The sequence below is a fragment of the Halomonas aquatica genome, assembly GCF_040196335.1.
GTDB lineage: Bacteria > Pseudomonadota > Gammaproteobacteria > Pseudomonadales > Halomonadaceae > Halomonas > Halomonas aquatica.
On the sequence record NZ_JBEGCJ010000002.1, the window covers coordinates 62,973 to 83,031 of the forward strand.

Genomic DNA, 20,059 nt, shown 5'->3' on the forward strand with positions numbered 1-20,059 from the left:
GCCGGGCAGCGCGGTATGACATAATATGTCTTCCGCCAACGCCTCGCCGGAGCCGCCATGCCACGTCTCGATCAGTTGCTCGTCACCCGGGGCCTGGCCCGTTCCCGCACCCGCGCCCAGCGGCTCATTCGTCATGGCCGGGTGCGCCTCACTGAGAGCGGGGCGCCGCTGAAGAGACCCGGTGAGAGACTGCCGGAGACCACGAGCCTTACGGTGGAGGAGGACCCCGAGGATCGCTACGTATCCCGAGCTGGCCTCAAGCTGGAGGCGCTGATCGAGTCGCTCGGGTTTTCGCTATCGGGCCGACTGGTGCTCGATGTGGGCCAGTCCACCGGGGGCTTCACCGACTGCGCGCTGCGCCATGGCGCCCGTCATGTGATCGGCGTGGAGGTGGGCCACGACCAGCTCGACGAGAGCCTGCGCCAGACTCCCAGGGTGACCTGCCTGGAAGGCCTCAACGCTCGCGCCATGGCGAACGAGCCTCGATTGAAACGGGTCCTCGCGGCTCTGGAGGCCGCGGGCCCGGACCTGGCCGTGATGGACGTCTCCTTCATCTCGCAGACGCTGATCCTGCCCGAGCTCGCCGCCCTGCTCCCACCGGGCGGGGAACTGCTGAGCCTGGTCAAGCCTCAGTTCGAGGTAGGCCGGGGCGGCGTCAACCAGCGAGGCCTCGTGACCGACCCCAGCCACTTCGACGCGGTGGAGTCTCGCATCCGAGCCGCCTGCCGTGACCTCGACTTCGACATCCTGCACTGGCAACCGAGCCCGCTGCTCGGTGGCGACGGCAACCGGGAATTCCTTCTTCACGCCGTGAGGCGCTGAGGGCGCCACGTCTATCGAACTCGCCGCCGCGTGCTTACATCACGTCATGCATCGCCGGCAGGCATCAACGTCCGGCGTCACCGCCATCACCGCCGCCACTATCTCCCCCAGCATCGAGGTCGCCTGGATCCCCCTTCGTTCCAGGGGGCGGATGGTCGGGGAAGGTCTGCTGGTGAGTCGAGAGACTCTGGACCTTTCTCGTTTCATTGCCGGCACGGTGGAGCCAGACGTCGAGCTGGTTGAAGGCGATGTCGATGCCATGCTCGGCGAACAGCTCGCCGACCCGGCAATTGATCTCGTCGGTGGCGAACAGCCGGTCGCCGAGGCTGTTCACGAAGATGCGCAACTCGAAGTCCAGGGTGCTCTCCCCATAGCTCATGAAGAAGACCTGGGTCTCAGGGTCGGTCAGCACCCGAGGATTTTCGTCGGCCGCCTGACTCAGCAGGCGATGAACCAGCCGGTGATCCGAGCCGTAAGCAACGCCGTAGAGGAGCACCACCCGGGTAACCGTGTCGGAGAGCGACCAGTTGATCAGTTGGTCGGTAATGAAGGTCTTGTTCGGAATGATGATCTCCTTGCGGTCGAAATCGGTCACCGTGGTGGCGCGGATGCGGATCCTGTTCACCGTGCCGGTGAGGTTGCCCAGGGTAATGGTGTCGCCGATGCGAACCGGCCGCTCGAAGAGGATGATCAGCCCCGAGACGAAGTTGGCGAAGATCTCCTGCAAGCCGAACCCCAGGCCCACACCCAGTGCCGCCACCAGCCACTGCAGCTTGCTCCAGGAGACCCCAAGGCTCCCCAGCGCCGACACCACACCGACGCCGACGATGGTGTAGGCAAGCAGTGAGCTGATGGCATAGGCGCTGCCCTGCTTGAGCTCCAGACGCGAGAGCACCATTACCTCGAGCAAGCCCGGCAGGTTGCGCGCCATCATCAGGGTCAGCACCACCACCAGCAGGGCGGTGATGATATCGGCCACCGAGACCATGTCGGTGAGCGTCTCCGCCGCCTGGCCCTCCCCGGGCGCGACGAGGGAGACCTGCTCCAGGTAACTCAAGACCGAGAGCAGGTCCGACCACACCAGGTAGAGCACCAGAATGAACCCGATCAGCAGGATCAACTTGGAGAGTCGCAGTGACTGCTGATTGACCTGATCCATGTCCAGCGGAGGTTCCTCGACGACCTCCAGGCCCTCAACACCCTCCTGAGCCTGGGTATTTCGCCGTGCCAGGGCTCGGCGATAGGCCAGCCGCCGAGCGGCCACGGCCAGGCCACGAATCACCGTGGCCTCCACCAGGACCCAGAGTCCCAGCAGGTAGAGCGAGATGACGAAGCGTCCCACCAGGCTCAAGGCCGTATACTCGAACCCGTAGAGGATCAGTCCCGCCAGCGCCAGAGGGACCAGCGCAATGACCAGCCCCAGCAACAGGCGGAACATCTTGACTCCGAAGAAGGGCACATGGGCCAGGATCAGCTTGGTCAGCACCAGGCTCATGGCCAGCAGGCCAAACAGCAACAGCGTCAGGCCGATAGGCCGTTGGTTCAGCTCGATGTCCGCGCCGCGGGCCAGGGGAGTGATCAGCAGGACCGGCGCCAGCGCCACCCCCAGCCACAGAAGCCACCAGCGCAGCGAGGCCACATAATCGGAGGGCCAGTGGAAATGACGCATGGCCACCCCGCCCGACACCAGCAGGTTACGTGCCCAGGTGAGCACCGCCCAGGCCAGGGCCAGGTGCAGCAGGGCCTGGCCGACCCCCTGGACCACACCCTGCGTGCCCAGCGACAGGGCTAGGCCTCCCGCCACCAGGCAGAGGGGCCCGGGCAGAGCCAACAGGGCATTGAGCGTCACCGCCTGCGGGGTATGCCACTGAGAGTCATGCTCGAGGCGGCCGACTTCCTGATGTAGATGCGCCAACCGCACCCGGATACGACGTCGGCAGACGACCACTCCCAGCGCCACCAGCAGAACCGGCACGCCTAGCAGGGCCCGGACATCCGGAAGCCGCCAGTTCACCGGCAGCACGACGCGCCACTCCCCTTCTCGCCACTCCAGGGCCAAGTTCTCCGGCAGGTTGCGAAGCCAGGTCAGGCCCAGGGGACGGGTATTGGCGATCCAGAACAGCTGCTCGTCGATAGTGGCCCGCAGCTCCTGGCTGGTGGCCCTCATTTGCTGCTGGTTGAGTTGAAGGTCGATGGCCGCGCTGAGCATCTCGCTATAGGTCTGCTCCAGCTGGTCGACCAGTTCACGACGGGCCTGGTAGAGGCCGAGCAGCGAATCGACCAGGGCCGGCGAGGCCTCGGCATCGGCCTCCTGGATCCGTTGGCGTGCCAGCTTCTCGCCCTCGCGCAGCAGATCCCGCTGGCGGCCGAGTTCGAACTGCTTGAGATGCAGGTCGGCGATCTCGTTCTGCAGGTCACGCTGCACTTCCACCTTCGGAAGCGTCAGTCGTTGCTCGCGCAGGATTCGTGACAGCAGCATGCTGCCCCGGATGGCATCGATCTGTTCATTTAGGCTGCGCTGGAGCTGGCGTACCCGGTCGAACTGGCGACGCACCTCGAGACCTTCCCGCGCCAGGCTGTTGGCCCGGTCGGTGGAGCGCAGCAGATCGAGGCTCATGTTGCGGTTGATCTCCCGGGCATTGCGGACCACGGGATGTCCGATGACGCCCTCACCTTCTCCGCTGACCGCCTCGGCGATGGCCTGCTCCGACTCCTTTCGACGGCGACGATCGATGATGCCCTGGAGCATGGCCAGCCGAGCCTCCTGGCTGGCCACCTGGCGCTCGAGCAGATCACGATGCTCCTGATCCAGCTCGCGAAGTCGACTGTTGGTCTCCAACTGGCGCTGGTGCAATTTAATGGTCTGCTCGGCCAGCTCTTTCTCGAGGCGCAGTTGCCAGCGCAAGGGGTCGTCCTCACCCACCTGGCCATCGACCAGAGTCTCCAGTTGTCGACGACGTTCATCGGCCACCTTCATCGCCTCGCCGATGGCCTGCTGGGCCCGCTCCGGCAGGGTCTGGGCATTCAGTAGCAGCGATGTAACCTCGGCAAGCCTGTCCTGGACGTCGGAAAGGGCTTGCTCAGCGTTACTGCGGCGCGTCTCCAGACCCTCTACGGACAGGCCCTCCAGTTCCGCGAAGGACGTTTTCGGATCGATCTGTTCAATGTCACCAAGCTCCTGTTGGATCCGCTGCAGTTCCTTTGGGGCACTGCGGACCCGTGCATCGAGGTTGGCCAGTTGTTCTCTGACCGCCGCCAGGCGCTCCACCCCGTCGAGGGCCGCCCGCAGCGCCTCGATATCACGCTGGTCGTCATCGGTAGGCGTATCGCCTTCGGCAGGCTGGCGCTCCTCGAGCCGTGCCTCGATCTCATCGCGAGTGGGTAGCGCCCGTGAGGTATCGGCCTGAACTGCCACGTCCTGAGCCAGCGATGGCATGGCGACAACAAGTCCCACCACCAGGCACAGGAAGAGCAACATCAGGCTGCACCGCAGGGCAGATCGTCGACGGCAGTGATAATCAAGGGCACTCAATGGACAGCCTCGGTTATGATGGAGCCTTGAACGATTCTCGACCTGCCAGGTCAGCAAGGCAATGCCCGTCTGTCGCCTCGATAGCACAGTTGACTTGGCTGACTGGCGTGATAGAAACGGTTCGTCAACTGCCACAAGGTGTCTGGCCATGCTCTCTGCCCGATGTTCCCTTTTTGCTGCCTTGCTGCTGATGGCGAGCCTGACCGGCAACACCCTGGCCGCCGGGTCGCTGAGCGAGATGGAGCGACAGGCCATCGAAGCCCGCATCTCGGAGCTTCAGGAGGAGATGGGCGAACTGCGCCAACAGCTGCAGGCCGACAAGAGCATGGCCTCCCAGATTGCCGCCCGCACCGATGAGGACGCCGAACAGGAACTCGATGAAGCCGTGGACGAGCGCCGCCAGCTCGAACGCGCCTCCGCAATAAACCCCTATGCCATCACCACCCATCGGCGCAACTACTGGTTCCCCCTGAGCTATAACACCCATCCGAACGATGAAGTCTTTCGCGAGATCAGCGATGGCAGCGATTCTGACCGGGTGGAGATGAAGTTCCAGTTCAGCGTCAAGTTCAACCTGATGGAGGATATCTTCGGCGATTACGGCGGCGACCTGAATTTCGGCTATACCCAACGCAGCTGGTGGCAGGCCTTCAACGCGGCTGCCTCCTCGCCCTTCCGCGAGACCAACTACGAGCCCGAGGTGTTCATCGACTTCGATAACCGAACCTCGATGCTGGGCTGGACCAACATCAACAATCGCCTGTCGTTCAATCATCAGTCCAACGGCCGCACAGGGGCGCTATCACGCAGCTGGAACCGGCTGATTTTCGAATCGACCCTCGTCAACGACGACTGGGCCCTGACCCTGGCGCCCCAATGGCGCATTCCGGAGCCCGAGGGCAAGGACGACAACCCCGATATCCACAAGTACCTCGGGTATGGCGACATCACCGTGGCCCGTCGGTTCGGCGGTGACAACGAGCTCAGCCTGATGCTCCTCGGCAACCCTAGCCTCGGCAACATGGGCACAGAACTGGACTACTCCTGGCCACTGTTCGGCAGTGTCCGCGGGCATGTGCAGTACTACCATGGCTATGGCGAGAGCCTGATCGACTACGACCAGCGCACCAATCGCCTGAGCCTGGGCTTCAGCCTCAATCCGCTGTTCTCTGGCCGAAGCCTGGAGCCCTGATGAGAGCTGCGCAGGGCCGGGTACTTTGTAGACACCAGGCCGACTGCTATGCTGACCCAGTCATTAACCGTCAAAGGAAGACCCGATGACCAGTCAACACTCCCGCACCAGCGAGTCCACCCAGCAACTCAAAGAAGACCTGCAGCATCTCACCCAGACCATCGAGGAGCTGGTCAACGCCACTGCCGATGACTCCCGAAGCAATATCAAGGAGTTGCGTGACCGGGCAGAGAAGCGGCTGAAGGACACCCGCGAGCGACTCGAGGCTCGCGGAGAACGTCTCTACGGCGAGGCTCGCGACAACATGACCGAGCAAGTCGACGCCTGCGACCGTTATGTGCACGACAATCCATGGACCAGCATCGGCATCGGGGCCGCCGTGGGCGTGGTGGTCGGCATGCTGATCGGGCGGCGCTGATGGCGTCGAGCCAGGGACCGGCTCAACGGCTGTTCGGAGCAGGCAAGCGTCTGCTCGGCAGCCTGCTGGCCATCGGCGAGACGCGTCTGCGCCTCGCCGTGCTCGAGCTCGAGGAGGAACGCGCACGGCTGTTCGGCCTGCTGCTGCTGGCGGGGCTGAGCCTCATCCTGCTGCTGCTGGGCATCGGCGTGCTCACCACCCTGGTGATCGTCGCGTTCTGGGAAACCCACCGCCTTGCCGCCATCGGAGTGAGCGCTCTTGTGCTGCTTGGCAGTGGTGCATTGCTTGGCCTGCGAGTGATGCAACTGGCCCGACGTCGCACCTTGCTGGCCGGCACCCTTCGCCATCTGGCCACGGATCGCGAACTGGTGGAGACATCCCGTGAATCGCTCTGAACGCCTTGAACGCAAGGCAGATCTCGAGCATGACATCGAACAGCAGCGCATCGACCTGCTGGTGGCCGCCCGCCGCTGGCAGATGGCAGGACAGGCCATCGACCACGGCTGGCAGACCGTGGTGTGCTTCAAGACCCCTCTGCTGATGGTGGGCGGGGTCATCCTCTATCACGGCCTGAGACGCCCCAGGGGAGCGATGCGCCTGGCCCGCCGACTGACGACCGGCGCCCTGTTCGCCAAGAAGGCCCGTGACCTGCTGAGCTGAGTCACCCTGGCCGCCTGGATTTCCCCCGAGATTTCCCCCCAGCGCTGATTTCCCCAGCAGCCCGGCCCTGAAGGAGCCCCCCATCATGTCCTTAGCCCTCAGCCTGCATCTTCTCGCCGCCGTGATCTGGGTCGGCGGCATGTTCTTCGCCTGGGTGATCCTGCGTCCGGTCGCCGGGGACCTGCTCGAGCCACCCCAGCGGCTGACGCTCTGGTATCACGTCTTCAAGCGTTTCTTCCCCTGGGTATGGGCCAGCATGGCCGTCCTGCTGACAACGGGATTGTGGATGATCTTCGGGGTGTTCGGCGGCATGGGCGGCGCCGCCGCCCATGTTCACCTGATGCTGGCGACGGGGCTTTCCATGATGGCGATCTTCCTGCACATCTGGTTCGCCCCCTTTCCGCGACTGGGGCGGGCCGTAGCCAGCGAGGACTGGCCCATGGGCGGCAAGCAGCTGGCCCAGATCCGGCGGTTGATCGGCATCAACCTGATCATCGGAATGATCACGGTGCTGGTCGCGTCGGGTGGCCGCTATCTGTGACGCATGCACTCGGCAATGGTGCATGTAACTGGCTGATTCATATACCTATGAAAAAGGCAGGGCGTAAGCCCTGCCTCATGTCACCGTGCAGCCCCATATTCAGGGCTTGCCTAAAGCGGATGACTAGACATAGAAGTCCAGGTCTTCCTGGGCCTTGAGCAGATCCCGCATCTTGATCGGGTCATCACCGTAGAAGAACAACAGGCCCCAGTGCGTGCCGAAGGCTGCGCGATCCGGAACCGTCTCCTCGGTTGGCGGGACCAGTTCGTGAAAATCGAAGTACGGATGCTCGATGGTTTCCTTTGGCATCTCGAGCTTGCTGACGACACGACGACGCGGATAAACGCCGAAGCAACCTGCATAGCCCTTCGCATCGACCACTTCGCGGGGGAAGAAGTTATCGACCTCTTCCTTGGTGCTCTTGGGATCGAAGACGATCATAGATGCCTGATAGGCATTGAACCCGTAAGCGCGCTCGATAAGCTCGAAGGCCTTGAACCCGGGCGGACGATAGGCGACCTCGCCGAAGTACATCTCGCCGTCTGCTGTCACGAAATACTCGGGATGAATCAGACCAAACTGGATGTCAAAGGTCTTGATCAGCTTCTCGATCTGCTTGGTAATGGCACTGCGCCAGCTCTCGAGTTCCTTGGTGGCAGGAACGAATACCGAATAGCCCAATGTCACGTATTCGGAAATGTTGAGGAACTTGATCTTGCCATCATGGATCCAGGCCTCGACGGCAAACTCCCAGCCGTCCAGGTGACTTTCCATCAACAACGGATACTCTTCGTCCGGTATATATTCGATCTCTTCCATCGTGCGGATCATGCGATGGCCGAGGCAACCTGCCTTGTCGAAGGCCTTGACGTGAATCGGGTCATCGGGGTCGCCGTCAAGCTTGAGCAGCGTCTGGTTGACGCGCTTCATGAAGCGAACGACATCTTCCTTCTCGTGTGCCTCCTCGAAGATACCCACGCGAATGCCGCCAAGCTGAGCACGACGCTTCATCAGCGCCTTGTCGCGGAACAGGATGGATTGCCCGTACATGCGGGGGCTGTCCATCAGGACGGAGTTGATCGCACCTGACCATTCGACGGTTTCCTCGAACAGTGGGATGGCGACATCAACGCCTTCCGCCTTCAGTCTTTCGGCAATCTCCATGGATCGATCGTTCAGGCGAATAAAATCCCAGGCAATGAACGGGATCTTGTTTGCCGTGCAGAAATCCTCAGCCCACTCGGGTGCAACGACCACGTAGCGGCGGTCAAACTTCTGTGCCGCCTTGATGGCATTGACGCTCCAGCCAAGCAGGGCAATGTAGCCCTTGTTAGGATCCTTGGGCGTCTCCGTTCCGCGAACCGAATCCATCGACGGATCGGTCCAGGCCGCAACTTCCGGGGGTAATTCGGCTTCTGTTACTGGTGACATCGATATTCTCCTTGCAGTTTATGTGAGAGATTTGCACTCAAATCAGAGTGCGCACTCGGTGAGCTGAGCCGCTGGGCACTGTCGTTTCACAAGGGTCGTTTCACAAGGGCTAGGCGGCCTGGCGGCATGTGCGCTACGGCTCGCGCAATTCGCGATGGTCCGCTCGTGAGTCCTTGCAGCCTCAATCATGAAAATCAGTGTAACGGCTCAGCCATCGAATAGGAAATCAGGGCATCATCCCCGAAACTTGATGGTTCAAAACAATGAATTGCAAACATTTTCTCGCTAGCGCTCCGTTGCCCAACTATCCCGGGCCAGGCGCATGGCTCGGTGTACTTCATCCACCGGTACGGTAGCGGGATCGCCCATTTCCAGTGGATCATAATGAAAGACGTAAAGCCGTGAAGCAAACTCGGCCACGGGCAGAGAGGCCTCGCCATATAGCTCGCCATTCCCCTGGGTCGAGGTGACGATTTCCTGCCCCCAGTCTTGTCCACTATCGTTGTTGGGATTGAAGAAATACACGCGCATGACCCTGCTCGGGTCCAGTGCAAGACGCTGGATCGTGATCGCGTGCCAACCGAGAAAACGCGTGGCGCTATCGGTCACGGCAATACCAGCAGGTTGCGGACTGATGACCGGAATATTGCCATTATAGTAAGGGTGATAAGATGCATAGAAGGCCCGGATGAAACCCTCGAAATCCTTCAGCTTTCCCGTGAAAACATCGACAGCGATGCTGAACCCGTGACCGACCTGATCGCCATGAAACTCGGCATTGACCCACTTGTGAGGATCCTCTCCCCGCCCGGCACTGCGGCGCCCCATCTCGAAATATATGCGATCCAGATGCGGGACGGTCAGCAACGAGACAGCGTCCACGTCCACGGGAGGCTCGCTCGCCAGACCGGCCCCGAGTTCCCGCGAGGAGACGTTGTCGCCCTCGAAGCGCATCACGATCTCGTCATCGCGTGCCGCCCAGGCGACCATCCGGAGAAGGTCGGCCGGGGCACCGTAGGCCCACATGGACAGGGCGCGCGTGGACTGGCAGGTGGGGTAATTGCCCTGACCCACGCCAAGGGGTTGACCGAGGACGTTCAGGACGTCAGCAAGCAGGAAGCACTCCGGAGCGCGACGGGTCCCGAAGACACTGACGATCTTCTGGGCCGCCGCGTCGCAGAGGGTCAACCTCAGCTGCCGCCACAGCGACGGAGCCACCGCTGGCGAGTAAAGAATGCCCCGCTCGAGCATCATGGCGAGGCCGTAGACCGCCTGACTGGTCTCGGCGAACAGGGCCTCGTCGATCAGGGTATGAATCAACGCCGGATAACAGTGAAAGGCATCTGCGCCGGTGTAGCTGAGGCCCAGCGCCGTGGGGATCAAGGCGTTCCATCGAGTTCGCAGATAACGGATGAAGCCCGGCATGTAGGGCGAGACCAGGCCGGTGCTGTGCATGGCCTGTGCGAAGGCAATGGCCTCCTGCAACAGCGTCGCGTCGTCCATGCCCGCAAGCCGCTCGCCGTAGGCGTCGAAACCGGGATCTTCGCGGCAACCCTCGGTGGGGCTGAACACGGCATTGATCAGTCGCAGCGCATCATCCCCGACCTCACCCATCTTGGTATCGGGTTTGTGCAGGCAGGCGGCAATCTGGGTCACCATGTGCTTGACGCCGCCGACCTGAACCGGTCGTTGCGCCAGCACCCGCCACACTTCGGCGACCAGGTGTTCCAGAAGGTTTTCATAACCCAGATGCCGAAGCAGGTAGTGGTAAAGGTTCTGGACGGCGAACCCCAGCCCTTCGGGCCGCAGGCGGTCGCCCTCCTGCAGGTCGCTGACCAGAAGGTCGAGGTTCATGGCCATCACTTGAGCGAGAAAGTGATGGGCGTGCTCTGCAGAGATCGAGGGATGTACATAGTCGCCACTGGCCACCGCCAGCAAGCGAATCTGACTGAGGCTTTCCACCAGGGTGGCTACCGGGTCACCATGACGAACCGTACGAACGGCGAGGGAGGGCACCAGCGTCTGAGGATAATCCCAGTCGCTGCCGCGGAAGAACCCGGCGGCCTCGAGCGACGGTATCCGCGCATATAGGACATCCATGCCCTCGGCATCGAACATCAACGCGCGGGCCGGATCGAGAACCTCGAATACGGGCGATACCCCGGCGACAGCATTGGCAGCGGCAAGCCGCTCGATGGCAGCATCGAGCCGCTCCCCTGACAACGCGACCGAGATGCCATGATCTTGGGAGTGAGATTCGTTTGTGTCCAGACTCATCCCCCCACTGTCCATCCTACCCGGGAACATGTCAATCGCATCGGCCAGGGCTTGAGCCAGGAACGCCGGCGCCCCGCAAATCGTGAAGTATCTGGGGATCTCCGAGTCCGTCATGCGAGACAAAGATGTTCCCCAAGGCCTGGCTGTCCGGCCTCGAACGGGATGACGCTAGAGGTCCAGGCCACACGCCACGCCGGACGCCCATGCCCATTGGAAGTTATGGCCACCGAGTTCGCCGGTGACATCCAGCACCTCGCCGATGAAGCGCAACTGAGGCAGCCCCGTGACCTCGAAGGTCTTCGACGAGAGTGCACGTGTATCCACCCCGCCCATCGTCACCTCGGCGGTGCGCCAGCCCTCTGTGCCGGCAGGCTTCACGCGCCAGTCATCAAGACGCGAGGCCCAGGCTGCCAGTCGTTCATTGGAACACTCGGCCAGCACCCCATCATCGCCATGCCACTCCACCAGCGCCTGGGCGAGTCGCTTCGGCAGGTGCTCGGCCAGCCAGGTGGAAAGCCGTCGCCGGGGAGTCTCTCGACGTGCCGAGGCCAGGGCCTCGAAGGCATCGAGGCCGGGCAGCAGGTCGATGGACAGGAAATCACCGGGTTGCCAGACGCTGGATATCTGCAGCATGGCAGGGCCCGAGAGTCCGCGATGGGTAAAGAGCATCGGTTCACGGTAGCAGCGCCCTCGGCAGGTCACCGCCACCTCGAGGCTGACCCCTGCCAGGGCCTCCGCCCGGGCCTTCCAGTGCGAGCTGAGGGTAAAGGGCACCAGGGCGGCCCGGGTATCGGTGACCCCGAGGCCGAACTGCCGGGCTAGGTCATGACCGAACCCGCTGGCGCCCATGGTGGGAATGGAGAGCCCACCGCACGCCACCACCACGGCGCCGGCGTCTATGCATCCTGCCGAAGTGGCGAGCCGCATGCCCTCCCCGGCCCGCTCGACGCGCTCGATGGACATCTTCAGGCGGACCGTCACGCCGGCCCAGTCGCATTCGGTCATCAGCACCCTCAGGATCTCCTTGGAGGATTCAGCGCAGAACAGCTGGCCCGGCGCCTTCTCCACATACTCCACGCCGTGGCGATCCACCATTTCGACGAAGTGCTCGGGCCGGTAGCGCTTGAGTGCCGAGATGCAGAAGGCCGGATTGTCCGAATAGAAGTTCGCCGGACCCGAGGCCAGGTTGGTGAAATTGCAGCGCCCCCCACCGGACATCAGGATCTTCTTGCCGGCCTTGTTGGCATGATCGACCACCAGCACCCGCCGTCCGGCGTAGCCGGCGGTCATCGCGCACATCAGCCCGGCGGCACCGGCGCCGATCACCACCACATCGTATGTCACGGCCTTGGCCTCCCGCGGGGAATCGATCCAGGACGCGCATTCTAGCAGCCCACCGGGCTGCCGCCGACCACCGACTCGCCTCCCTTGTGGACTGGAAATTTCTGTACAAGAATTGTACATTAAGAGTACGCTCGGACACTCGTGCATTGTTTTCACACTGCGATGTAAGACTGTGATGACAGACCGTGCTGTCACAGCCTGACATCACCCGTCCATCACCGACCGTTCAGGCTGAAAGGGGTGATCCGAGTGACCTGGCACCTGCTCATCGATCAACGACAAGAACGCACTCCATGACTCGATCGCGAACTCACCTGTCCCTGCTGATTGCCCTGGCCCTGCTGATGCTCTCTTCTCTGTTGGCCGCTCAGCAGCCCACCGCCGTGATAGGTGCCAGGGCCTCCCTGGAGCCCTGGTCCGATCCTCTGGAGGCACTGGGCACCCTGCGCGCCGACGAGAGCGTGACGCTCTCCTCCACCGTGACGGCGCTGGTCGCCGAGGTGAGCTTCAGTGACGGTGAGGAAGTGGAAACAGGCCAGCTGCTGCTCCAGCTCAATGACAGCGAGGAACAGGCAGACCTGCGCTCTGCTCAGGCATTGCGCGATGAGCGGCGCAATACCGTCACCCGCCTGAACCAGCTGGAAAGCCGCAACCTGGCTCCGCGCGCCGATGTAGAAGATGCCCGCTCCCGGTTGCGGCAGGTCGAGGCGGAAATCCAGGCCCTGGAGGCGCGGCTCGCCAACTACCGGATTCTCGCTCCCTTCAGTGGGCGAGTCGGCTTCCGCGACATCAGTGTCGGCACCCTGGTCACCCCGGGGACGGACCTGGTGACTCTGGACAAGCTCGACACCATGACCCTGGATTTCGGTGTACCCGAGGTCTCGCTGGGGATGCTGGAACCCGGCCTGTCATTGACCGCCACAAGCGCCGCCTTCCCGAACGCATCCTTCGATGGAGAGATCGCGAGCCTCGGCACCCGCGTCGATCCCGTCAACCGCAACCTGGCGGTGCGTGCCGAACTCGCCAACCCCGAACTGCGCCTGCGCCCCGGCATGCTGATGCAGGTGACACTGCAGCTCTCCCCGCGAAACGCGGTCGTGATGCCTGAGGCCGCACTGATACCCGAGGGTCAGCGCCAGTTCGTGCTGGTGCTCCAGGGCGAGGGAGAGACCTATCGGGTCGAGAAACGTGAGGTCAGGATCGGCGCGCGGCGCGAGGGCGAGGTGGAGATCCTCGAGGGCCTGGCGGTAGATGACCTGGTGGTCGCCCATGGCACCGAACGGGTCCGCGACGGAGGAGAGGCACGCCTTATCGGCATCCTCGACGGGGACACCAGCGTACCCGACATCCTTCTGCAGGCTCGCAACGAATCCGAGAAGGATAGCTGATGCGTCTTTCCGACATCTCCGTCCAGAGGCCGGTACTGGCCACCGTCCTCGCCGCCCTGATCGTGGCCTTCGGCCTGTTGGCCCTGCAGAGGCTGCCACTGCAGGAATACCCATCGATCGATCCACCCGTGGTGGGCATCGACACCCGCTATCCGGGTGCCTCGGCCAGCGTGGTGGAGACCCGAATCACTCAGGTTCTGGAAGACCGGATCTCCGGGGTGGCCGGCATCGAGGTGATCTCCTCCTCCAGCGAAGACGGCCGCTCCAGCATCAACGTGGAATTCGGGCTGGGCATGGACATCGATGCGGCCGCCAACGACATCCGCGATCGCATTTCAGGCTCTCTCGACAATCTGCCCGAGGAAGCGGATCCCCCCGAGGTGCAGAAGGCGGATTCAAGCGATGATGTCGTGCTGTGGCTGTCGCTCTCCGGAGAGCGCTTCACCATGGCCGAGCTCACCGACTACGCCAACCGCTACCTGGTCGATCGTTTCTCGGTGCAGCCGGGGGTATCCAGGGTCATCGTCGGGGGCGGACGCGACTACGCCATGCGTATCTGGCTCGACGCCAATGCCCTGGCGGCCCGCAGCCTGACGGCAGGCGACGTGGAAGCCGCCCTGCGGCAGGAAAACGTCGAACTGCCCGGCGGCGCCATCGAGTCCCGGTCACGCCAGTTCATCGTCCGGCTGCCGCGCAATTTCGCCACACCCGATGACTTCCGCCATCTGGTCCTCGATGAGGGGAGTGATGGCTACCTGGTGCGTCTCGGAGATGTCGCACGTGTCGAGATCGGTGCCGTGGAGGAGCGCACCATCTTCCGGGGCAATGACGTTCCCATGGTGGGCCTGGGAATGCGCAAGCAATCCACCGCCAACGTGCTGGAGATCTCACGCGAAGTGCAGGCGGAAATGCAACGCCTGCAGGACACCCTCCCCGAAGGCATGTCCTTGCGTCTCAATTTCGACGCCTCGGTTTTCGTCGCTGGCGCGATCTCCCAGGTGGTACAGACCCTGTTCATCGCCATGGGCCTGGTGGTCCTCGCGATCTTCATCTTCCTGGGCAATATCCGTACCACCCTGATTCCTGCCGTCACGGTACCCATCGCTCTGATCGGCTCCTTTGCCGCCCTGGCGGTGATGGGCTTCACGATCAATCTGCTGACACTGCTTGCCCTGGTGCTGGCCATCGGCCTGATCGTCGATGACGCCATCGTGGTGCTGGAGAACATCCACCGGCGCATGCAGGAGTTCGGCGAGACGCCACTGGTCGCCGCCTTCCGGGGTACCCGGCAGATCGCCTTCGCGGTCATCGCCACCACCCTGGTGCTCATCGCGGTATTCATACCACTGAGCCTGCTGCAGGGAGACATCGGCCGACTCTTCTCGGAGTTCGCGCTGACGCTGGCCGCCGCGGTCGCCATCTCGAGCCTGCTGGCGCTGACCCTGACGCCGATGATGGCCTCCAAGATACTCAAGAACGACATGCACGAAGGACGCATCTCCGCCGCGGTGACCTGGTTGCTCGAATTGTCGCGTCGCGTCTATCGGGCCATGCTCGAACGTGTCCTCAGGCTGCGACTGGTCGTGCTGGTGCTTTTCATGGGGCTGATCGGCGGCATGATCTGGCTCAATGGCCAACTCCCCAATGAGTACACACCCAAGGAGGATCGCGGCAATTTCTTCGTGCTGGTCAACGGCCCACCCGGCGCGACCTACGACTACATGCTCGACTACATGAACGAGATCGAGACACGCCTGATGCCGATGACCGAGAGCGGCGAGATCGAGAGAATCGTGGTACGAGCGCCACGCGGCTGGGGCAATATCGAAAATTTCAACAGCGGCTTCGTGATCGTCAACCTGGCCGACTGGAACTCGCGACGTTCCGCCTGGGCGATCATGGCCGATATCCGTGGCCGGCTTGCCGATCTGCCCGGCGTCAGGGCCTTCCCGGTCATGCGCCAGGGCTTCGGCCAGCGCGTCGAAAAGCCGGTGCAGTTCGTGCTCGGCGGTGGCACCTATGAACAACTCGCCGAATGGCGAGACACCCTGATATCACATATCCGCGAGGACAATCCCCGCCTGACGAGCCTGGAAAGTGACTATGAGGAAAACCAGCCGCAGCTCCGCGTGGACATCGACTACACCCGCGCCTCCGCTTTGGGGGTGACCGTCACCGAGATCGGTCGCACGCTCGAGACCCTGCTGGGTGGGCGCACCGTGACCCGCTACGTGGATGATGGTCAGGAGTACGATGTGATCCTCGAGGGCGAGCCGGGGGCCAGACCGAGCCCGCGTTCCCTCGAAAATCTGCTGGTCCGCTCGGCACGCTCCGGCGAGCTGATCCCCCTGGCAAGCCTGGTGACCCTCACCGACTTCGCCGGGCCCAGCACCCTGAACCGCTTCAACCGCGTCCGGGCGATCACGATTCAGGCCGACTTGGCCGATGGCTACCCGCTCGGCGAGGCCCTCGACTACCTCAATGCGGCAGTCGCCGAGGTTCTGCCCGCGGAGGTCCAGACCGATGTCAAGGGCGCCTCGCGAGACTATCAGGAGGCCAGCGGTGCGACTGCCTTCCTGCTCGGACTCGGGGTACTGGTGGTCTTCCTGGTGCTGGCCGGGCAGTTCGAGAGCTTCGTACACCCCTTCGTGATCATGCTCACCGTCCCCCTGGCCATCTTCGGCGCCCTGCTTGGGCTCCATGTCACGGGACAGTCATTGAACATTTACAGCCAGGTGGGGCTGGTGATGCTGGTGGGGCTTGCCGCCAAGAACGGCATCCTGATCGTCGAGTTCGCCAATCAACTGCGTGACCAGGGTATCGCCTTCCACGATGCCCTGGTCGATGCCGCCGTCACTCGACTCCGTCCGATCCTGATGACGGCCGTCACCACCATGGCCGGTGCCGTGCCACTGATCATCTCCAGTGGTGCGGGTGCCGAGACCCGACTGGTGATCGGCACCGTCATTCTCAGTGGCCTGGCCGCGGCCACCCTGTTCACCCTCTTCGTGGTGCCGGTGGCCTATGACCTGCTGGCCAGGCGTACCGGCTCGCCCGGCGATGTCGCCCGCCGCCTGGAGCGGGAAATGGGCAAGGAGGCTGCCGGCCACTGAGGCCGGCGCCAGGAATGCGAAAGCCTTGCTTCCCCGGGACTGATAGAGCTGGGGAACGTTCTACGAGCCCGGTTCAGCAGTCACCGATGCGCTGGCCCTCGATGGCGGTGGTCATTCTGAGCTCGCCCGCGGCGGAATCGACCAGGATATCGACAGTGCCCTCGAGCCGCTGGCCGAGGAAGTCCATGCGACCGATGATGCTGGCCTCGCCCCCCTCGGCTCGGCACACCATACGGTAGTCCATGCCGTCGACCGTGACCTCGTGATCGAGCAGTTCGCAGCCCTCCTCCTGCTCGATGAAGCTGAACTCCTCGTCATCGATATCGCCCTGGGCGATGCACTCCTGTTGGCTCTCGGTCTGGTCGGGGATCGGCAGGTCACCAACCACTGAGGTGGTACTGGTGAACTCCCACTGGCCCGGCACGATATTGGGGGATTCGGCGAGGGCTGCCAGTGGCAGCGCCAGCAGCAGGCTGGCAAGAAGGGGACGGAACGACATGCGGCTACTCTCCCTGAAGATGACGGGTATGCCAAGCCTTCGGCATGGTCATCAGCATAGCCCAATTGCCACCCCCTCCCCATCGAGCCTCCGAAGTCGCCATGCGCCCCCTCCGGGACGCTATGCTGAAAGGAGGCAACGCCCAAGGAGACAACGATGCTGGAGCTCATCCCCGGAGAGGCTCCCCATGTGGTGGCCCTGCGCGCCAGCGGCAAGGTGGATGCCGACGACCTGCAGCAGGCCATCGATGCCATCGAGCAGGCCAAGCAGGCCCATCCGAAAGTCAGCCTCTATGCCGAAATCGACGACATGCGCTGGATGACCTTCACCGCCCTGCTTCGGGACCTGGGCTACGGTCTGACGCAGATCGGAGAGCTCTCGCACTACCATCGCGTCGCGATGGTCACCGACCATTCCTGGCTGCGGCCCCTGGCCGAACTCGAGAGCCGCCTGTTCCGTCCCCTGGAGGTTCGGGTCTTCCCTGCCCAAGAGCGAGCCGCGGCCCGAGCGTGGATCCTCCACCTGCCAGAGGCGAGCTGATCCGGTTCACGGCGTTGCGGGTAGGGCAGCCGCCAGTAGTCGTGCCGCCGGTGGAGGCGGCCTGCTGGAGACAGAGCCTCTTGTCGGTCAGTATCTGATACATTATTTTTGGTGGATGCATTGCCCCGAGCGCGTCAAACGCTCCTCCCACTCGCCCGATGAACCACCGATGGCACTCGCCACGGGTGAGGGAGTCCAGTCGGCATGGCCATCCTGAAAACCGCAAGCCCCTGAACGAGGACCCTTCATGACGCAGGCCCCCGGCCGAGGCATGCATCGGCAGACCTTCGCCCACCGCCATCTCCTCTTCCGCACGGGGGCCATCGCCGGCCTGTCCGCGCTGCTGTTCACCTTGATCGTTAAGGTTGTCCTGATCCTGACCACTGCCCAGGACATGGACAACCTGAAAGCGAGGGAAAAGGCCAGAGTCGAGACAGCCTCCGGAGTGATCGAAAACCAACTTGATACAATCGGTAGAGACACGTTTTTTCTCTCCCGAACCCCGTCCGTGAAAACGGCAGTGGAATCTCGGAATGCAAGGCGGCGTTACCGAGTCGAAGAACTGTTTAGGGCCTTCATGAATACAGGAGAAATCTATTTCCAGATACGCCTGCTAGATAAGGACGGTGCCGAGAGTGCACGGGTCGAAAGCATGGACGGACAGACAAAAGCCATACCGAAATCTGCCCTTCAGAACAAGTCCGATCGTTACTACATGCAAGACATTTCTCGCCTATCATCCAGAGAAATATACCTCTCTCCTATGGACCTGAACATCGAGAACTTCCTGATCGAGAAACCCTATCGCCCCACACTGCGAGCCGGCACCCCACTGTTCGACGCCCGCGGCAGTCGCCAGGGGAGCCTGGTGATCAATTTTGATGCCACTCACCTTCTCGACCGGATCCGTCAGATACTGGGTGGCATGTCTCAGGCAATGCTGATCAACCAACAAGGTGACTGGCTGGTGGGCCCTGAAGACCAAGAATGGGGATTCATGTTCGGCAAGCCCGGGGGATTTGCGCAGCATCATCCAGATGCCTGGCAGAAGATGGTTGATAACGACTCGGGCAGCTTACATACCAAGGATGGCTTGCTGACTTTCACCACTGTTAACCCGTCTTCATCGCCATACATATCAGCATCCAGCAGCGGCTCGGCGCTGGCTTATGGAAGAAGCCGTGAAGTTCGCTCAGATGACGGCTATTTTTGGAAGGTGGCCGCCCTGGTGCCGAGCGATGCCATGCCCACTGCCAACCTGTTCGCCACGCCTGTCAGAACCGCGGTCTACCTGTTAGGCCTCATCGTGACGCTGACGACCTCGGCCACCACCCCCTGGCTGTTCATGATGCGTCGTGAGGCCCAGCGACTCGCCCGTCGGGAGGCGCATCGCCACCGCCAGATCACCGCCAACCTCGCGGAAGGCATCCTGGTGATCGATCAAGAGTGGTGTATCCAGGAGGTCAACTCGGAAGCCTCGCGGCTGCTGGGCTGGCGCCGTGACGAGCTCCTGGGCAGGGACGCTCACCAGGTCATGCCGGACCTCTGGGAGCAAAGTGAACAATTCCAGGGCGTCACCGCGGCAGGCCGGCCCTATCGGAGCGACCAGGAGACCTTCGTTCGCCGGGATGGGTCACGGCTCCCCGTCGACATGAGCGCCGCTCCACTCCGAGAAGAGGATGACTCCAGCGCGATCGTCATTGCCTTCAGCGATATCACCGAGCAACTGCATCAGGAACAGGCCATCTGGCACCTGGCCTATCACGACACCCTGACCGGATTGCCGAACCGGCGGTTGCTGGTCGATCGCCTCGAGCTCGCCATCGCAGCCTGTCATCGCCATGAACGGCAGATGGCGCTGATGTTCCTCGACCTGGATAACTTCAAGACAATCAATGACACGCACGGCCACGAAACCGGCGATGCACTGCTCAAGGACGTGGCCGAGAGACTCCTCCAGGTGACACGAGAGACGGACGTCGTCAGCCGACAGGGCGGTGATGAATTCGTCGTTCTGCTGAGCGAACTCAACGCCCCCGAGGATGCGGCAGAGGTCGCCCGCCTGCTGCTGAAGCGCCTGGGTCCTCCGTTGACAGTGGGAGACGCCACACTGCGCATCGGCGCCAGCATCGGGGTGTCCCTGTATCCCGATGATGGCGATTGCGCCGATACGCTGATGAAGGCGGCCGACGATGCCATGTACCGGGCCAAGCAGGCCGGGCGGAATCGCTATTGCGTGAGCGGGGATATGCCCAGGGTTCTGGAAGACGAGACGAAAACCCATCAGTCGGATGCCTGACGA

Annotated in this window: 15 protein-coding genes; 10 read left to right on the forward strand and 5 right to left on the reverse strand. The window is 62.7% G+C overall.

All coding sequences use genetic code 11. The features are described from left to right. Window positions 1-57: 57 nt before the first annotated feature. Window positions 58-822, forward strand: a complete 765-nt coding sequence (locus ABE960_RS03480; RefSeq protein ID WP_349760858.1) for a TlyA family RNA methyltransferase — start codon at window positions 58-60, stop codon at window positions 820-822. Window positions 823-886: 64 nt separating this feature from the next. Here the strand turns inward: ABE960_RS03480 and mscK are convergent, their stop codons facing one another. Beyond that, complete coding sequence (gene mscK, locus ABE960_RS03485) at window positions 887-4,300, reverse strand: mechanosensitive channel MscK (RefSeq protein WP_349760859.1); 3,414 nt, start codon at window positions 4,298-4,300, stop codon at window positions 887-889. 202 nt (window positions 4,301-4,502) lie between these two features. Between mscK and ABE960_RS03490 the strand changes: the two genes are divergently transcribed. The 5 genes from ABE960_RS03490 to ABE960_RS03510 all read left to right on the forward strand — a co-directional run bounded on the left by ABE960_RS03490 (window position 4,503) and on the right by ABE960_RS03510 (window position 7,165). Further along, on the forward strand, window positions 4,503-5,546 hold the full coding sequence (locus ABE960_RS03490; RefSeq protein WP_349760860.1) for a phospholipase A: 1,044 nt from the start codon (window positions 4,503-4,505) through the stop codon (window positions 5,544-5,546). Window positions 5,547-5,631: 85 nt separating this feature from the next. Continuing rightward, complete coding sequence (locus tag ABE960_RS03495) at window positions 5,632-5,964, forward strand: ElaB/YgaM/YqjD family protein (protein WP_349760861.1); 333 nt, start codon at window positions 5,632-5,634, stop codon at window positions 5,962-5,964. After that, window positions 5,964-6,359 carry a phage holin family protein gene (locus ABE960_RS03500; protein WP_349760862.1) on the forward strand — a complete coding sequence of 132 codons (396 nt, stop codon included), beginning with the start codon at window positions 5,964-5,966 and terminating at the stop codon, window positions 6,357-6,359. The genes ABE960_RS03495 and ABE960_RS03500 overlap by 1 nt, the downstream gene beginning before the upstream one ends. After that, window positions 6,346-6,624: a YqjK-like family protein gene (locus ABE960_RS03505; RefSeq protein ID WP_349760863.1), complete on the forward strand. Its 279-nt coding sequence runs from the start codon at window positions 6,346-6,348 to the stop codon at window positions 6,622-6,624. Before ABE960_RS03500 ends, ABE960_RS03505 begins: the two co-directional genes overlap by 14 nt. 85 nt (window positions 6,625-6,709) lie before the next feature. After that, complete coding sequence (locus tag ABE960_RS03510; protein ID WP_349760864.1) at window positions 6,710-7,165, forward strand: CopD family protein; 456 nt, start codon at window positions 6,710-6,712, stop codon at window positions 7,163-7,165. 123 nt (window positions 7,166-7,288) lie between these two features. Here ABE960_RS03510 and ABE960_RS03515 read toward each other — a convergent pair whose 3' ends face one another. From ABE960_RS03515 to ABE960_RS03525, 3 genes are all read right to left on the reverse strand, one after another. Beyond that, window positions 7,289-8,596: an ATP-grasp domain-containing protein gene (locus ABE960_RS03515; protein ID WP_432765332.1), complete on the reverse strand. Its 1,308-nt coding sequence runs from the start codon at window positions 8,594-8,596 to the stop codon at window positions 7,289-7,291. A 285-nt stretch (window positions 8,597-8,881) separates the two neighbouring features. Next, window positions 8,882-10,873 (reverse strand): hypothetical protein, encoded by a 1,992-nt coding sequence (locus ABE960_RS03520; protein WP_349760865.1) that lies wholly within the window; start codon window positions 10,871-10,873, stop codon window positions 8,882-8,884. Between the two features lie 168 nt (window positions 10,874-11,041). Then, window positions 11,042-12,217, reverse strand: a complete 1,176-nt coding sequence (locus ABE960_RS03525; protein ID WP_349760866.1) for a BaiN/RdsA family NAD(P)/FAD-dependent oxidoreductase — start codon at window positions 12,215-12,217, stop codon at window positions 11,042-11,044. A 293-nt stretch (window positions 12,218-12,510) separates the two neighbouring features. Between ABE960_RS03525 and ABE960_RS03530 the strand changes: the two genes are divergently transcribed. Then, window positions 12,511-13,605 carry an efflux RND transporter periplasmic adaptor subunit gene (locus tag ABE960_RS03530; protein WP_349760867.1) on the forward strand — a complete coding sequence of 365 codons (1,095 nt, stop codon included), beginning with the start codon at window positions 12,511-12,513 and terminating at the stop codon, window positions 13,603-13,605. Continuing rightward, window positions 13,605-16,718 carry an efflux RND transporter permease subunit gene (locus ABE960_RS03535; RefSeq protein ID WP_349760868.1) on the forward strand — a complete coding sequence of 1,038 codons (3,114 nt, stop codon included), beginning with the start codon at window positions 13,605-13,607 and terminating at the stop codon, window positions 16,716-16,718. The genes ABE960_RS03530 and ABE960_RS03535 overlap by 1 nt, the downstream gene beginning before the upstream one ends. A gap of 73 nt (window positions 16,719-16,791) precedes the next feature. Here the strand turns inward: ABE960_RS03535 and ABE960_RS03540 are convergent, their stop codons facing one another. Beyond that, a complete protein-coding gene (locus ABE960_RS03540; RefSeq protein ID WP_349760869.1) occupies window positions 16,792-17,217 on the reverse strand; it encodes a DUF3617 domain-containing protein in 426 nt (141 codons plus the stop codon). A gap of 156 nt (window positions 17,218-17,373) precedes the next feature. Here ABE960_RS03540 and ABE960_RS03545 point away from each other — a divergent pair, with 156 nt between their 5' ends. Together ABE960_RS03545 and ABE960_RS03550 are read left to right on the forward strand one after the other, a co-directional pair. Then, window positions 17,374-17,757: a SpoIIAA family protein gene (locus ABE960_RS03545; RefSeq protein ID WP_349760871.1), complete on the forward strand. Its 384-nt coding sequence runs from the start codon at window positions 17,374-17,376 to the stop codon at window positions 17,755-17,757. 247 nt (window positions 17,758-18,004) lie between these two features. After that, window positions 18,005-20,056, forward strand: coding sequence for a diguanylate cyclase domain-containing protein (locus ABE960_RS03550; protein WP_349760872.1), 2,052 nt, complete (start codon window positions 18,005-18,007; stop codon window positions 20,054-20,056). Window positions 20,057-20,059: the final 3 nt, after the last annotated feature.

Coding starts and splice junctions, on each gene's coding strand:
- ABE960_RS03490 (WP_349760860.1), top strand. CDS start 4,503: ATGCTCTCTGCCCGATGTTCCCTTTTTGCTGCCTTGCTGCTGATGGCG.
- ABE960_RS03545 (WP_349760871.1), top strand. CDS start 17,374: ATGCTGGAGCTCATCCCCGGAGAGGCTCCCCATGTGGTGGCCCTGCGC.
- ABE960_RS03480 (WP_349760858.1), top strand. CDS start 58: ATGCCACGTCTCGATCAGTTGCTCGTCACCCGGGGCCTGGCCCGTTCC.
- ABE960_RS03530 (WP_349760867.1), top strand. CDS start 12,511: ATGACTCGATCGCGAACTCACCTGTCCCTGCTGATTGCCCTGGCCCTG.
- mscK (WP_349760859.1), bottom strand. CDS start 4,300: ATGTTGCTCTTCCTGTGCCTGGTGGTGGGACTTGTTGTCGCCATGCCA.
- ABE960_RS03520 (WP_349760865.1), bottom strand. CDS start 10,873: ATGAGTCTGGACACAAACGAATCTCACTCCCAAGATCATGGCATCTCG.
- ABE960_RS03540 (WP_349760869.1), bottom strand. CDS start 17,217: ATGTCGTTCCGTCCCCTTCTTGCCAGCCTGCTGCTGGCGCTGCCACTG.
- ABE960_RS03550 (WP_349760872.1), top strand. CDS start 18,005: ATGACGCAGGCCCCCGGCCGAGGCATGCATCGGCAGACCTTCGCCCAC.
- ABE960_RS03500 (WP_349760862.1), top strand. CDS start 5,964: ATGGCGTCGAGCCAGGGACCGGCTCAACGGCTGTTCGGAGCAGGCAAG.
- ABE960_RS03515 (WP_432765332.1), bottom strand. CDS start 8,596: ATGTCACCAGTAACAGAAGCCGAATTACCCCCGGAAGTTGCGGCCTGG.
- ABE960_RS03495 (WP_349760861.1), top strand. CDS start 5,632: ATGACCAGTCAACACTCCCGCACCAGCGAGTCCACCCAGCAACTCAAA.
- ABE960_RS03535 (WP_349760868.1), top strand. CDS start 13,605: ATGCGTCTTTCCGACATCTCCGTCCAGAGGCCGGTACTGGCCACCGTC.
- ABE960_RS03510 (WP_349760864.1), top strand. CDS start 6,710: ATGTCCTTAGCCCTCAGCCTGCATCTTCTCGCCGCCGTGATCTGGGTC.